The 13,300-nt window shown below is 68.3% G+C and carries 14 protein-coding genes and 3 pseudogenes; 6 read left to right on the top strand and 11 right to left on the bottom strand.

Features of this window, described 5'->3' with window-relative positions; all coding sequences use genetic code 11:
* Positions 1-2 precede the first annotated feature (2 nt).
* The 5 genes from NGR01S_RS19070 to NGR01S_RS19050 form a co-directional block, all read right to left on the bottom strand.
* Positions 3-1,274 (bottom strand): SAM-dependent methyltransferase, encoded by a 1,272-nt coding sequence (locus NGR01S_RS19070; RefSeq protein WP_084481452.1) that lies wholly within the window; start codon positions 1,272-1,274, stop codon positions 3-5.
* A 2-nt stretch (positions 1,275-1,276) separates the two neighbouring features.
* Positions 1,277-1,999 (bottom strand): DUF1365 domain-containing protein, encoded by a 723-nt coding sequence (locus tag NGR01S_RS19065; protein WP_063038689.1) that lies wholly within the window; start codon positions 1,997-1,999, stop codon positions 1,277-1,279.
* A complete protein-coding gene (locus tag NGR01S_RS19060) occupies positions 1,996-3,321 on the bottom strand; it encodes an NAD(P)/FAD-dependent oxidoreductase (protein WP_063038972.1) in 1,326 nt (441 codons plus the stop codon). The genes NGR01S_RS19065 and NGR01S_RS19060 overlap by 4 nt, the downstream gene beginning before the upstream one ends.
* Positions 3,322-3,495: 174 nt before the next feature.
* Positions 3,496-4,338, bottom strand: a complete 843-nt coding sequence (locus NGR01S_RS19055; protein WP_063038687.1) for a MerR family transcriptional regulator — start codon at positions 4,336-4,338, stop codon at positions 3,496-3,498.
* Between the two features lie 81 nt (positions 4,339-4,419).
* The gene (locus tag NGR01S_RS19050; protein WP_063038684.1) at positions 4,420-4,785 is read right to left on the bottom strand and encodes a hypothetical protein; all 366 of its coding nucleotides are present in this window, start codon (positions 4,783-4,785) and stop codon (positions 4,420-4,422) included.
* Between the two features lie 88 nt (positions 4,786-4,873).
* Here NGR01S_RS19050 and NGR01S_RS19045 point away from each other — a divergent pair, with 88 nt between their 5' ends.
* Together NGR01S_RS19045 and NGR01S_RS19040 are read left to right on the top strand one after the other, a co-directional pair.
* Positions 4,874-5,488: a lipocalin family protein gene (locus NGR01S_RS19045; RefSeq protein WP_373861438.1), complete on the top strand. Its 615-nt coding sequence runs from the start codon at positions 4,874-4,876 to the stop codon at positions 5,486-5,488.
* A gap of 83 nt (positions 5,489-5,571) precedes the next feature.
* Positions 5,572-5,997, top strand: a complete 426-nt coding sequence (locus tag NGR01S_RS19040; protein WP_063038965.1) for a nitroreductase/quinone reductase family protein — start codon at positions 5,572-5,574, stop codon at positions 5,995-5,997.
* On the opposite strand, the gene NGR01S_RS19035 is transcribed toward NGR01S_RS19040, so the two are convergent.
* The 3 genes and pseudogenes from NGR01S_RS19035 to NGR01S_RS33030 all read right to left on the bottom strand — a co-directional run.
* Positions 5,983-7,077 (bottom strand): NAD(P)H-dependent amine dehydrogenase family protein, encoded by a 1,095-nt coding sequence (locus NGR01S_RS19035; protein ID WP_063038681.1) that lies wholly within the window; start codon positions 7,075-7,077, stop codon positions 5,983-5,985. The two genes, NGR01S_RS19040 and NGR01S_RS19035, sit on opposite strands and share 15 nt — an antisense overlap.
* A gap of 59 nt (positions 7,078-7,136) precedes the next feature.
* The gene (locus NGR01S_RS19030; protein WP_063038679.1) at positions 7,137-8,264 is read right to left on the bottom strand and encodes an NDMA-dependent alcohol dehydrogenase; all 1,128 of its coding nucleotides are present in this window, start codon (positions 8,262-8,264) and stop codon (positions 7,137-7,139) included.
* Positions 8,265-8,479: 215 nt separating this feature from the next.
* A pseudogene (locus tag NGR01S_RS33030) lies at positions 8,480-8,725 on the bottom strand (hypothetical protein); the annotation flags it as partial.
* Positions 8,726-8,811: 86 nt separating this feature from the next.
* Here NGR01S_RS33030 and NGR01S_RS33230 point away from each other — a divergent pair.
* The 3 genes and pseudogenes from NGR01S_RS33230 to NGR01S_RS19020 form a co-directional block, all read left to right on the top strand.
* Positions 8,812-9,012 (top strand): annotated as a pseudogene (locus tag NGR01S_RS33230) (alpha/beta fold hydrolase); the annotation flags it as partial.
* Between the two features lie 59 nt (positions 9,013-9,071).
* Positions 9,072-9,320 carry a hypothetical protein gene (locus tag NGR01S_RS32615; RefSeq protein ID WP_063038677.1) on the top strand — a complete coding sequence of 83 codons (249 nt, stop codon included), beginning with the start codon at positions 9,072-9,074 and terminating at the stop codon, positions 9,318-9,320.
* Positions 9,321-9,409: 89 nt separating this feature from the next.
* Positions 9,410-10,300, top strand: coding sequence for a Vgb family protein (locus NGR01S_RS19020; protein ID WP_063038675.1), 891 nt, complete (start codon positions 9,410-9,412; stop codon positions 10,298-10,300).
* A gap of 313 nt (positions 10,301-10,613) precedes the next feature.
* On the opposite strand, the gene NGR01S_RS19015 is transcribed toward NGR01S_RS19020, so the two are convergent.
* Complete coding sequence (locus tag NGR01S_RS19015; protein ID WP_084481405.1) at positions 10,614-10,991, bottom strand: MerR family transcriptional regulator; 378 nt, start codon at positions 10,989-10,991, stop codon at positions 10,614-10,616.
* A 54-nt stretch (positions 10,992-11,045) separates the two neighbouring features.
* On the opposite strand from NGR01S_RS19015, the gene NGR01S_RS19010 reads away from it, so the two are divergent.
* A complete protein-coding gene (locus NGR01S_RS19010; RefSeq protein ID WP_063038671.1) occupies positions 11,046-11,747 on the top strand; it encodes an NAD(P)H-dependent oxidoreductase in 702 nt (233 codons plus the stop codon).
* 145 nt (positions 11,748-11,892) lie between these two features.
* On the opposite strand, the gene NGR01S_RS19005 is transcribed toward NGR01S_RS19010, so the two are convergent.
* Together NGR01S_RS19005 and NGR01S_RS19000 are read right to left on the bottom strand one after the other, a co-directional pair.
* Positions 11,893-12,996: a Gfo/Idh/MocA family protein gene (locus NGR01S_RS19005; protein WP_281179772.1), complete on the bottom strand. Its 1,104-nt coding sequence runs from the start codon at positions 12,994-12,996 to the stop codon at positions 11,893-11,895.
* A 120-nt stretch (positions 12,997-13,116) separates the two neighbouring features.
* Positions 13,117-13,245 (bottom strand): annotated as a pseudogene (locus tag NGR01S_RS19000) (transcriptional regulator); the annotation flags it as partial.
* Positions 13,246-13,300 lie beyond the last annotated feature (55 nt).

Here is a 13,300-nt window from a genome sequence, read left to right as displayed (position 1 = left end):
GATCACACCTCGCCTCGTCTCATCAGCACGAACTGCTCGACATCCAGATAGCCGCTGCGAAAGCCCGCCCCGGCATACGCCAGATAGAACCGCCACATGCGCTGGAACACGGAGTCGAAGCCGAGCGCGCTCATCTCTTCGATATACCCATCGAATCGCTCTTGCCACAGCCGCAGTGTGTGCGCATAATGCTCGCCCATCGAGAATCGCTGGGTGACCCGCAGACCGGTGCCCGCGGCGACGGTCTCGGCGATCAACCGGTCGGAGGGTATGAATCCACCGGGGAAGATGTACTTCTGAATCCAGGTGTAGGTGTCGCGGGTGGCGTGCATGCGGTGGTCGGCCATGGTGATCGCCTGCAGCGCCGCGCGGCCACCGGGGGCGAGCAATCCCTCGATGCAGCGAAAGTAGATATCGAGATATTCGCATCCGACAGCTTCGATCATCTCGACGGAGACCACGGCGTCGTATTCGCCGTCCACCAGGCGGTAGTCGAGCAGGTCGACCCGGACGCGGTCGGCCACGCCCGCCGCCTCGATCCGGGCCAGGGCGAGCCGGCGCTGTTCGGCCGAGAGCGTCACCGACCGTACGCGGGCGCCCCGCGCGGCGGCCCGGACGGCCAGCGCCCCCCATCCGGTGCCGATCTCGAGCAACCGTGTCCCGGGACCGACTCGCGCCGCGTCGAGAATGCGGTCGATCTTGCGGTGTTGGGCGCCGGCCAGGTCGGCCCACTGCGGGGCGGGGGTGGTCGCCGGGAAGAGCGCGCTCGAATAGGTCATGGTCTCGTCCAGGAAGAGTGCGAAGAACTCGTTGGACAGGTCGTAGTGGTGGGCGATGTGGGCGCGACTGTTGGCTCGGGTGTTGCGTTCGGAGCCGGGATGTTTCGCGACATAGAGCCCGCGCAGTGTCTGCAGGACCGGCGGGACCAGGTGCTCGATATTCGCGGCGAGCACGGTGAGGGCCGCCGCCGGATCGGGTGCCGACCAGTCACCGGCCATATATGACTCGCCGAAACCGATCAGTCCGCCGATACCGAGGCGGGCGGCGAAGTCGTCGGGCCGGTGCAGGACGAGGGTAGGGGCGGTGCGGTCGTCCGGGTGCTGCCCGAGCACGGTCCCGTCCGGGTATTCGACCCGCAGGGGCAACCGGCGGACCGCCCGGCGGAAGAGCCCGCCGGCGACGGCCGCGGCGACGGTGGCGCGCAAGCCCGCGGGCGCCCGGTCGATATCGGGCCGGCGCAGGGTGGGGGGCGGGATCGGGGTCGACAGATCGATGGTCACCGGGACGGCTCCTGAAGCGGCGAGACGGGGCGGGGAACAAGGGGAAGACGGCGTAACCAGAGCCGGATGCCCTGCACGCGGATCCGGGCGGCCACGGTGAGCGGGGCCAGCGGCATGGTCAACGCGGCGGCGAGGACGGCGCCGGTGGTCGCGGGGCGGCAGTCCCCGGTCATCGACGCGGTGAGCACCGGCCGGTCGCGGTGCAGGGTGATGGACAGGCGCAGCCGGTCCCCGGGTTCGGGCAGCGACATCCGGTACCCACCGGACACCTCGTCGAACGGCGAGACATAGAACTGCTTGGCGGTTTCGGCGCCTCCGCTGCCGTCGGTCCGCAGCAGGTAGCGGTGCCGCTCGCGGTAGGTGTTGTGTACCTCGGCCACTACGCACACCGGGATTCCGGCGCGGTCGCGGCACCAGTACAGCGTGAGCGGATTGAATACGAAACCGAGTACGCGCGCGTTGGTGAGCATGAGGATCCGGCCGCCCGGTAGCGCGATGTCGTGCGTGGCCAGGTAATCGTCGATATTGGCGCGCAGGCTGCGCTCCGGATCGCCGAGGTGGTCGCGGGAACTCAGGCGGGCCAGCGGCCGCAGCGGGCGGGGCAGCCGCGGCAGATCGTCGAGGTCGACCAGCCAGCTGTAGCTGCGATAGCGGAACCGGTGATTAATCGGCGTCTGGCGTACATGGTCGATAGTCGTGTAGACGATCCGCGCGCTCATGACGCCGGGACCGGACGGAGGGCGCGGACGGGCCAGCGGGCGCCGAGGCGCTCGGCAGCACGCAGGCCCGACAGCGCCCCGTCCTCGTGGAAGCCCCAGCCGTGGTATGCGCCGGCGAACGCGATCCGGTCGTCGCCGATTTCGCCGAGTCGCCGCTGGGCGGCCACGGAGTCGGGGGTGTATTGCGGATGCTCGTAGACCATCCGGTCCAGTACGGCGGCGGGGTCGATGCGGTCGGCGTCGCCGAGGGTGACCACGAATCGGGGTTCGCCGGACTCGCCGAGCCAGTGCAGGCGGGTGAGGTCGTAGCTCACCAGGACCCGGTCGGGGGTGGCGTCACAGGCGGGAAGCCGGTAGTTCCACGAGGCGCGCGCCCGGTGGGCGCCGGGAAGCACGGTGGTGTCGGTGTGCAGCACGGTGTGGTTCACCGAGTAGGGCATGGCGGACAGGACCGCGCGTTCGGTGGCGGTGGGTTCGGCCAGTATCCGCAGTGCCTGGCCGGGGTGGGTCGCGATGACCGCCGCATCGAATACCGCGACCTCGTCACCGTCGTCGCGGATCGCCACGCCGTCGGCCAGTCGGTCCACGCTGCGTACCGGGGTGGCGGTGCGGACCGAATCGAGGCGTTCGGCGACCGCCCGCACATAGGTGGCCGATCCACCGCGGACCGTGCGCCAGGTGGGGGAGCCGAAAACCGTGAGCATGCCGTGGTGTTCGAGGAAGGTGAACAGATAGCGGGCGGGGTAGCGCAACGCGGTCGCCGGATCGCACGACCAGACCGCCGACACCAGCGGAGTCAGAAAGTGGCTGATGAAGTAGCCGGAGAAGCGGCCACGGCGCCCGAATTCGCCGAGGGTGAGCTCATGTTCCGGCGCGGCGGCGAGTTCGGCGCGGGCCAGCCGGTGGAAGCGCGGCACTTCGGCGAGCAACCGCAGGTAGCGGCCCCGCGTGAACGTCCCGGGAGTGGGGAACAGGCCACCGGGACCGCGGGCTCCCGCGTATTCGAGTCCGCAGCCGTCGCAGCGGACCGACATGCTCATATCGGTCTCCTGGGTTCGGATTCCCAGCTCGGCGAACAGTCGCAGCAGGGTCGGGTAGGTCCGGTCGTTGTGCACGATGAATCCGGTGTCCACCCCGATCTCGCGGCCCGCGGCCGTGCGGACCGTATGGGTATCGGCGTGGCCGCCGAGCCGCGGGTCGGCTTCGTAGAGAGTCACCCGTGCCGAGCCGGACAGCACCCAGGCGGCCGTGAGACCCGCCACCCCGCTGCCCACGACCGCGACCCGGCGCCCGGACCGGTCCGGTTTGCCCTGATCGACCATCACACTCCTCTGCTCGGCGACCACCGGCCGCTTGTCTGCATCGAGTATGCATCGTTTTATGGTCTATGGCGACCCCGGTCCGGTAGACGGGCCGTTGGGCACGCGGCCGCGAGGTGGTTCGCGGTGTCCGGGATGCCGGATGGGTGCGCCGGGTGGGTGAGAGGAGGAGCGGACTCAGCCGAGTCGCCGGACCGCTTCTGGGAGGCCCGCCAGGCGTTCGACCGCCGCCGGGAGGATGACCGCGTCCCAGCCCGGGCCGCCCACGAAGACCTGTGCGCCGGCGTCGGTACCGGCCCGCACACTGGAGGTCAGCGCGGTCGACTCGTGCTGCGACCACAGCACCAGCTCGGCCGGCCGGTCCAGCCGCGCCAGGGTATCGGCGAGGGCGGTGGTGGGCACATCCGCGCCGAGCATCTGCGCCCCGATCTCGCGCTCGGCCAGCGCGGCCCGCAGCACCTCGAGGGGGAGCGCGTGGGATTCGCCGCCGGTGCAGGCGAGCACGATCGGCCGCGGGCGCAGCCGGTCGGGCGGGCTGTTGCGGTGCAGCGCCGAGGTGATGCACCAGGAGAGCAGATGCTCGACGTCGATACAGCCCTCGCCGCCCAGTTGGCGGGCGACGATCTCGGCGAAGGCGGGGCGGCACAGCCGTTCCCAGGTGTCGACCACGCCGTAGATTCGTAGTGCGCCGGCCAATTGCGCTGTCACCGAACGGTAGTCGAGGGCGAAGGCTGCGGTCAGCAGCGAGGGTAGGTCACCCGGCGCGACGGCCGGTGCCCGCACCGCGGACGCGGCACCGGCCGGGGTGGCGCCGCCGCGGATGAGTCCGAGCATCCGATCGAGCTGGGCGATATCGGCTTCGGTGTACAGCCGGTGGGTACCCGGCCGGTGGCCGGTGGGGCCGATCTCGTAGCGACGGTTCCAGCTGCGCAGGGTGGCGGTCGGGATACCGAGCCGCTCGGCGACCGCGCGGACGGTGTAGCCGGCCGCGTCGGAAGCGGAGCTGGAACCGTCGGGCATCGTCTTATTCTGCCTGTCCCGATTCGCCGGCCGGGGCGGACCCGGGACTTCGGCGTGGGCGCCCCGGCACTACGTCCGTATTCACCGGGTCCGCGACGCGGTCAGGCCCGCCGTGCCGCACAGTAGGCCCCAGCCGGCGGCCACCGCGACGGCCTTGGTGCGCTGCGGCCGGTCGCGCAGCGCGGCGGCGAGGACCACGGCGTCGGACAGGTCGGCGAGCACCCGGCAGCCCGTGGCCACCCGCAGGGCGGCCGGGGTCGGGGCGAGGGCCATCCCGAGGCCCGAGACGATATCCCGGCAGGCGGTCATCCGCGCCAGCGCGCGGGCGGCGGGATCGTCCTCGGTCCAGCCGCACGGGCGCAGCAGCACCGCCGGGCGGATCGCCACGGCCAGTCCGTAACACGCCGTGGCCGCTCCCGCGAATCCGGCGAGTCCCATAGCTACCATCGATCCTCCTGTACCGACTGGGGATGCATCGATTATGCATCTATATGGGTTAGAGTGGTCGCACACCGCCGATACGCGAGGAGTTTCCGTGACAGCACATCGCGCAGTTCGCCGCACCGCCGGCCTCGTGGCCGCCCTGCTGACCTTCGGTGCCCTCGCCGCCGGTGGCTCGGTCGCCCAGCCGCCGCTGCCGGCCGGGCCCGCCCCCGTCCCCGCACTGGACCTGAACCGGTACCTCGGCGACTGGAACCAGCTCGCCGCGGTACCTCAGCTGTTCAACCTGGACTGCGCGCGCGATACCCGCGCGCGGTACACGCTCGACCCGCAGGGCAATGTCGCCGTGCACAATTCCTGCACCACCTGGGCGGGCGGCCGGAACGAGATCCGCGGCACCGCGAAGGTGAACGACCCGGTGACGGGTGCGCAGTTGCACGTCAGCTTCCCCGGAGTGCCGGGTCAGGACTCGCTCGACGGCCCGACGAACTACATCGTCACCGCGCTGGCGCCCGATTACTCCTGGGCTCTGGTGACCGACCCGAGCCGGCTGTCGGGTTTCGTACTGGCCCGCTCGGCCGCGCTCGACACGCCGACCTGGGACGAGGTGAAGTCCGCCATCACCGCGGCGGGCCAGACAACGTGTATGTACCTGAGCTCGCCCACCACCGGTGGCCGCTCCGATATCACGCCGCTGTGCCTGCGCTGACCGCCGCGCCGCGCATTCGGCGATAACCCGCCGCGCGGCCGGGAGTACGGACCCGGCCGCCCGGCCGCTGCATAATGCCGGGTATGGCAGACGACTGGAACGACCGGATCATCGCGGAATTCCGGGCCAACGAGGGCCGGGTCGGCGGGCCTTTCGAGGGTGCCCCGCTGGCATTGGTGCACCATCGCGGCCGGCGTACCGGCCGCGAGTCGGTGACGCCGATGATGTACCTGGCCGATGAACAGGATCCCGACGGCCTGGTCTACGTATTCGCCAGCAAGGCGGGTGCGCCGACGAATCCCGACTGGTATCGCAACCTGACCGCGGCCGGTAAGGCCACGGTGGAGCGGGGCACCGAGAGCTACCCCGTCACGGTCACGGAGGTGACCGGCGCGGAGCGCGACCGCATCTACGGCGAACAGGCCCGGCGCTATCCCGGCTTCGCCGAATACGAGCAGAAAGCGGCCGGCTTCCGCACCATTCCGGTTCTGGCCTTACGGCGCGCCTAGCGGTCCGCCGGGCGCCTGCGATCCGCGCGCGAATCGCGGATGGGCCCGGCCCGCCACCATCGGTAGTTCGACCGAGGTGCGGATACCGGGTTCGGCCGCGCAGACGTACGGTACGGAGTTGACGCAGTGCGCGGCCGTCGCGGCGATCCCGGGATTCTCGGACTCCGGCGGGTCACCGGGTTCGGATTGCCAGCCGCGGATGGTGACGAATGTGCCCGGGTCGCCGTCGATCTCGATCTCGAACCGTTCGCCCTCGGCACCGAGGGTCCATGGCGGGTCGAGATGCTGCTGCCCCATCAGCCAGTTGACTCCGATGCGTACGACGGTTTCACCACCGGCCAGCGCCTCCCAGTGGAAGCGCTGGCCGGCCACCTGCCCGGGTTCGATGGTACCGATCGGTGATTCGATCGGTGCGGTCGCGACCGCCGTCTCGTGCACCGTGCGGATCTCCGGGTTCGCGCCGAAACCCAGCGTGTCCAGGATCATCCGGACCGATTGGCGGAAGCCGCCGTCGAGCAGTTTCCGCATGGGGCCCGCAGCTGCCTCGGCGGGAGTGGTACCGAACCGCATGATATGGCGCACCACATCGGGCGCACCGTAGGTCCGGATATCGGAGAACTCCTCGCCGCGCACGAAGGTGACCGCCGCGGACATGGCCGACAGCATCAGCGGGAACACCTCGGTGACCCCACCGGGATCGATTCCGGTGCCGTGCAATGTGGCCCCGCCCGCCAGACAGGCCTGCCGGACCGGTTCGGCCTGCTCCTCGTCGGGATAGAACCAGCCGACCGGTGTCACCACGTTCTTCCCCGACCGCAGCAGTGCCGCCACCTCCTGCGTGCGCGGGAGCAGTGGCGCGTAGACCACGGCGTCGGCGGGCAGCGCGAGGATCTCGTCGAGACTGTCGGTCGCCCGCACCCCGACGGGTGCGCGGCCGAGGATCTCACCCACATCGCGGCCGCATTTGTCCGGTGAATGCACCCAGCATCCCACCAGTTCGAGATCGGGGTGATCGATGATGGCTCGCAGCGCGGCCCGGCCGACCGATCCGGTGGCCCACTGCACGACCCGGTAGCTCACATGTCCTCCTCGTCGGTGTCCGGTCGCGCGGCAGACCGGCGGCGATGGGTCCGGGCGGCTCAGCGGTCCGCGTCGGTGTAGCGGATGATGCCGCGGATATTTCGGCCGGCCAGCATGTCCTGATATCCGTCGTTGATGTCCTCGAGCCGGTACTGCCGGGTGACCATATCGTCGAGGTTCAACTTGCCGACCTGGTACATCGACAGCAGATGCGGGATGTCGTAGTGCGGGTTGCCGCCACCGAAGATGGTGCCCTGCAGATTCTTCTGCAGCAGCGAGAGCATGGCCAGGTTCAGGGTCGTCTTGTTCTCGGTCAGGCTGCCCATGGCGGTGAGGACGCACGTTCCGGCCTTGGCGGTGATGCCCAACCAACTGTCCACGTCCTCGCCGTGCACCTCGCCGACGGTCACGATCACCTTCTTGGCCATACCGCCCCAGGTGACCTCCGCGCAACCGGCGGTCGCCTCCTCGATGGTCGCGTAGGCGTGGGTGGCCCCGAATTTCCGGGCCTGTTCGCGCTTCCACGGCACCGGGTCGACCGCGAAGATGTAGCGGGCGCCCGCGTGCACCGCGCCCTGTAGCGCGGAGATGCCCACGCCGCCGAGGCCGATGATCGCGACATCCTCACCCGGCCGGATATCTGCGGTGCGGACGGCCGACCCGTATCCGGTGGTGACACCGCAGCCGACCAGGCAGGCGACCTCGAACGGAATCGTCGGGTCGATCTTCACCACCGAGCTCTGGTGCACCACCATGTACGGGGAGAAGGTGCCCAGCAGGGCCATCGGGTAGACATCGTGGCCGCGAACCCGGATCCGGAACGATCCGTCGGTGACCGAGGTGCCCGCGAGCAGGAGCGCGCCGAGATCGCACAGGTTGCGCAGACCCGCCTGACAGGATTTGCATTTCCCGCACGACGGGATGAACGACAGGACGACGTGGTCGCCGACCGCGAGATCCTCCACGCCCTCGCCGACCTCGGTCACGATGCCGGCACCCTCGTGCCCGCCGAGTACCGGGAATCCCATCATCGGGATGCCGCCGGTGACCAGGTGGTGGTCGGAATGGCACATTCCGGCCGCTTCCAGCTGGACCTTGACCTCATGTTTGCGGGGATCGCCGATCTCGATCTCCTCGATCTGCCACGGCTGGTCGAATTCCCAGATGAGAGCGCCTTTGGTCTTCATCGGTGAACCTGCTTTCTCCTACCGCTCCGGGTCCGGGAAGTAGCCGGGTCCGGCTGAATGCACAAGTGTATGGACAACAGTCCAGACGACAATACGACACGAGTGTGGCCGGCGGCGCGGAATCCGTCCGGCAATAACGCCGGTGCGGACCCGATCGACCGAATGCAGGATCGGAGGACAGCGGCGTAGCGGGGCCCCGCGGTTCGGCAGGTCGGAGACGCGGAGCCGAGTTCGCGGCCGGCGCGGCGCTGGGCAGCGGACAGATGGCCAGGCTGACCGCGGCCGGCGCGATCGCGATCGTGGGCGCTCGGCCTCGGCAACCCCGCGCAGCGCGCCCGCACCGAGTCGACGACCACGTAGGTGGCAAGAGCGCAGAAGGAGAAGGCGATGATCCGCAGCGTGATCTTATGCCGGGCGTCGGGGTCGCGGCCGGCGAACTGTCAGGCGACCGCGGCCGCCGAGGGCCGGCTCCGGGGTGCGCGGAGATGAGTCCCTGTACCGATAAACAGTTGCGGGTGGTGTCTGCGGCGGGCACAGTGTCGGACTTGTGTTGGGGACCGAGGTCGAGGTGCGCGTATCCGGTGGTGTGTTGTCGGGGGTGGACTTCGGCGGCGAGGGCACAGGGGTGCTGTTGGTGCACGGAAGCGGCCACAACTGTGTGGCATGGTCGGAGGTGGCGACTTATCTGGTGGCGCACTGCCGTGCGGTGGCATTCGATTTGCGCGGTCACGGGCATACGGCGGCCGATTCGCGCACCGCGGCAACGCGCAGTGGCGAAGACCGGCAGCGGCTCGACAGTTGCGGGAGATGTTTCGGTACGGGTGGCGCGCCGACGAACGCCGGATGCTCGACTACATCGAGCAGTGCGCGCGGGAGGCCCGAACGGATCGGCTCGACGCCGGCGCCGGTCCGGAGCTGGTGCGCAAGGTCGTGCGCCGCTGCTTCATGCCGCATTCGGACGGCGGGTATGTGCGGCGGCCGACCGTAGAAGAGATCGCGTCGACCGCGGTGCCGGACCCCGAGGCGGTCGTGTATCCGGACACAATGTGCCGATGACCCGGCCCGCCGAACTGGCCGCGATCATTGTCGACCTGGTGTACCGGGTCGCCGCTGCCACCGAATAACCGAGCCGGAAAGGGCCATCAATGACACGCAATGCCGAAAGTCGCCTCGTCCAGGAGTTTCCGGTGGCCGATGCCGCAGCGGGACCCTACGGCATCACCACCGGTGCCGACGGCGCGCTCTGGATCACGCTGGCGCAGAGCGGCGAGATCGCTCGCCTGACCGTCGACGGTGTGCTCGACCGTTATCCGGCCGGCCCCTCCGGATGCCGGCCTACCGTCATCGCCGCGGGCGTGGACGACGCCCTGTGGTTCGCCCGAACCGGCGACGACCACATCGGGCGCATCACCACGGACGGGATCGTGACAGCGTTCGGCTTACCGGCGGGCAGCGGCCCGTTCGGGGTCTGCGCCGGTCCGGACGAGGCCATATGGTTCACCGAGATGAACACCGACCGCATCGGCCGTATCACGCCCAACGGACAGATCACCCACATCGACCTCCCTGTCCGGGGCGGATTCCCATCCATGATCACCCGCGGTCCCGACAGCGGACTGTGGTTCACCCTCAACCAGGCCGGCGCTATCGGACGGGTCGACCACCACGGCAATGTCACCCAGTACCCATTGCCCGATCCGGGCGCGCCGGTGGGGATCACGTGCGGTCCGGAGGCCATCTGGTTCGTCGATATCGCGGCAGGCCGGATCGGCCGCCTCGAGCCCGGTGGCACGATGACGATGTTCCCGTTGCCCGACCCCGCGGCGAAACCGCACGCGATCACCGCATCGACTTCCGGTGACTGCTGGTTCACCGAGTGGGGAGCCAACCGGCTCGGCCGGATCGACCCCGCCGGCGCCATCACCGAACACGACCTGCCCACACCGGAATCCGAACCACACGGCATCACCGTGGGCCCCGACGGCGCGGTGTGGGCGGCACTGGAGATCGGAGTAATCGCCCGCGTCGCGCCGTGACCCAGGCAACTGCCACAGGCGGTCGTTCTCGGCGACTTCCGAAATCGGCCAGCGCCCGCAGCAGCGCATCGGGCTGCCGGTCACTCGGCAGCGCAACGTGTTCGCCTCGACCCGCACCTCGGTGACGCCGGGCAACGCCGTGAATTCGGGCCGATACAGCGCTCGTAGGTGAACGTGGGCCGGCAGGGTTCGACCTATCTGTGGACATCCCTGATTTCGCGCCGATGTTCCTCGACCCTCTACTCGAATCCACCTGAGGGCCGGAGTCCGGTCGGGCCGGTCGCAGCGTGGTTCCGGCCGTGCCTGTATCGAATCAATCCGATGGGGGAGGGGCCGCGGCCTCGATGCTCGCACGAAGTCGGAGGATCTCGGCTTCCTGGGTCCTGAGGCGGGCGATTCCAGCGTTCAATTGGCTTGCCCGCTCGTCGAGTTGCGTTAATGCGGCTCTCCGGTCGGCTTCGGAGGCGCCGCCGGGATCGAGGCATGCGACCTGCAGTATCGCGGATGCCTCCGACAGCGACAGGCCGGATGCCAGCAAGCAGCGTATGTGGTCCACGATCTGCACATCGTCTGGGCGGTAGTTCCGGTAGCCGTTGGAGTCGCGTTCGGGCGACAGGATCCCGGCGCCCTCGTAGTGTCGGAGCATTCGCGGGCTCGCACCGGTGGCCTGGCTCAATTCGCGTATCCGCATCCAGCTGCCTTCTCCTTGACATTGACGTCAGCGTCATACTTTAGTTTGGCCGGCATGATGAACGAAAGCAGCCGACCGAAGGTGATGCTCGTAGTTGCGCATCCGGACCACGATTCGGCTACCTGGGCCATTGCACGGGCCATCGAGCAGGGCATCGAGTCCGATGGAAGTACCACCGCCATTACCCATGACCTGGTGGCATCCGGTTTCGATCCGGTCTACCGAAAGGCGGATCTGGCGCATCATCGAGGGCTTTCCGAACTTCCCCCCGACGTCCGGCGGGAGCAGGAACTGCTCGAATCCGCCGAGGTGACCGTCGTTCTCTTCCCGGTCTACTGGTGGTCCATGCCGGCACTCACCAAAGGCTGGTTCGACCGGGTATTCGGGGCCTACGACGATGTTTCGCACGGTAGCCCCAGTGTGGTGAAGCAACTACATCTCGTCGCAAGTGCCGGTCTCGGTGAAAGTACGTTCGCCCGGCACGGATACAAGACTGCGTTGACAACTCAGACGATGCACGGCATCGCCGACTACTCGCAGATCGGCGACTCGTCCATGGAATTTCTCTACGACACCGAGTCCGAGGACTCGGCAGTCCACGAGCAACTGATCGCTCAGGGATACGAAATCGGCGTCGCGATGGCGCAGCGTGCGCAGATTGCGTACGACTCGGTCGCGGTCCGAATGATCGGGCGTCACAACCCAGCCGCGGGACCGGTGACCGAACGCGGTGCCGGTGGGGCAGCGAAACGCTGATGTCCAGATCTGACGAGGAGCGGGAGGCTGGAGCTGATTTTCATCGGGGTGGAGCCTCCGGAAACGCCCCTGGCATGCGATACCGCTTTCGTGCATTATTCACAAACTGACGCATTCCTGGACGCCGGTAAGTGCAATCAGGAACCTAGGGGCATACGTCCGGAACGGGAACCGGCGCGGAACCCCTCGCGAGCGATTCCGCACCTGCAACGCCGACCAGTGATGCCGCGACCGCGGGACGCACCGGGATAAGTGGAGGCGTACCGCGTTCCACGGTGGCACGGAATCCTTCGAGTACCGCGACGGTCCCCTCCGCCATACGGTCGACCGGTTCGTCGTCCACAAGGTAGGGACCCGGTACGCGGATCTGCTCGCATGCCTGCCCGTCGGCCTGTGCCCAGCCCTCCTTGCGTACTCGCACCGACCAAGCATCTCCGTCGGTGGCACGGACGGATTCGGCCAGGCCGTGGGCACCGCGCACGGAGACCCAGCTCCAATGGCTGCCTGTTTCGCCGGCGAGGAACCCATGGCGAACCAGGGCCAGGGTGTCGTCGGACAGCCGGATCGCCAGCACCACGGCGGCAGGTCGGTCGCCGCCCCGACCGACCGGGAAGGCGCTGACCTCGACCGGCCATTCTCCGGTGAGGTTCAGCAGCGGCGAGACGGTGTGGGTGCAGTAGGCAGTCGGCGCGATGCGACCACGCCAGTGCGCTGGATCACCGATCAGCGCGGCGGTGTCCTGGGGCGACAGGCTGTGCAGATAATCGGCCTCCACCAATGCGATGGCGCCCAGCTCGCCGGAATCCACCGACTCCCGGAGCAGTCGGGTGTGTGGATGGAAGACGTAGTTCTCCGCGAACGAATAGGTCGCCGTCGACCGCTCGGCCGCGGCAATAAGCCGACGCCCTTCCTCCTCGGACACGCAGGCCGCCGTCTCCGACAGCACATGGATCCCGCGATCCAGGAATGCGACGGCCAACGCCGTGTGCGCGTCGAAATCATTGGCGAGTACGACACCATCGAGACCGGCGTCGAGCAGTTCCGTCCAGTGCTCGGTCGCCCGGGCTGCCGGAAATCCCGCCTGTGCAGCAGCCAGTCGTTCGGAATCGCGATCACAGATCGCGATCACCTCGACCCCGATCCGGTATGCCAACTCGGCCATATACAGACCCCGCAACAAACCCACAATTCCGATACGCACCCCACCGGTATACACACGCAGCGGAGAACCCACAAAGGTTTTTCGCATCCAACACATGACGGGGGAACGTCTTTCATCGCCGTGCGCCGCGACGCCGTGTCGTAAAAGGATGCGTTCCTCAACAGTGGGCGAGCGCGATCATCGCTGGTCGGCGATGATTCACCAGTGAATCTGCTCGGCGAGTTCAGAGGGATACCCGAGTGCCTGGCGCAGGGACGGCAGGACTCGGGTGCGGGTCGGATCGGATCGGGCGTGCCCGAACCGGGCCAGGGCATCGGTGTGTACGGCGGTTTCCATACCCGGAAGAGTGCATCTGAATCTGATTCAGGAAATGATGAAATTTCAAGGAAGT

The organism is Nocardia grenadensis NBRC 108939 (assembly GCF_001613445.1).
GTDB classification, from domain to species: Bacteria; Actinomycetota; Actinomycetes; order Mycobacteriales; family Mycobacteriaceae; genus Nocardia; species Nocardia grenadensis.
Note: the sequence above shows the minus strand (reverse complement) of the source record. Positions and strands in the feature narration are given on the sequence as shown.

Coding starts and splice junctions, on each gene's coding strand:
- NGR01S_RS19065 (WP_063038689.1), bottom strand. CDS start 1,999: ATGAGCGCGCGGATCGTCTACACGACTATCGACCATGTACGCCAGACG.
- NGR01S_RS19060 (WP_063038972.1), bottom strand. CDS start 3,321: ATGGTCGATCAGGGCAAACCGGACCGGTCCGGGCGCCGGGTCGCGGTC.
- NGR01S_RS19055 (WP_063038687.1), bottom strand. CDS start 4,338: ATGCCCGACGGTTCCAGCTCCGCTTCCGACGCGGCCGGCTACACCGTC.
- NGR01S_RS19050 (WP_063038684.1), bottom strand. CDS start 4,785: ATGGTAGCTATGGGACTCGCCGGATTCGCGGGAGCGGCCACGGCGTGT.
- NGR01S_RS19040 (WP_063038965.1), top strand. CDS start 5,572: ATGGCAGACGACTGGAACGACCGGATCATCGCGGAATTCCGGGCCAAC.
- NGR01S_RS19030 (WP_063038679.1), bottom strand. CDS start 8,264: ATGAAGACCAAAGGCGCTCTCATCTGGGAATTCGACCAGCCGTGGCAG.
- NGR01S_RS32615 (WP_063038677.1), top strand. CDS start 9,072: ATGTTTCGGTACGGGTGGCGCGCCGACGAACGCCGGATGCTCGACTAC.
- NGR01S_RS19020 (WP_063038675.1), top strand. CDS start 9,410: ATGACACGCAATGCCGAAAGTCGCCTCGTCCAGGAGTTTCCGGTGGCC.
- NGR01S_RS19015 (WP_084481405.1), bottom strand. CDS start 10,991: ATGCGGATACGCGAATTGAGCCAGGCCACCGGTGCGAGCCCGCGAATG.
- NGR01S_RS19010 (WP_063038671.1), top strand. CDS start 11,046: ATGATGAACGAAAGCAGCCGACCGAAGGTGATGCTCGTAGTTGCGCAT.
- NGR01S_RS19005 (WP_281179772.1), bottom strand. CDS start 12,996: ATGCGAAAAACCTTTGTGGGTTCTCCGCTGCGTGTGTATACCGGTGGG.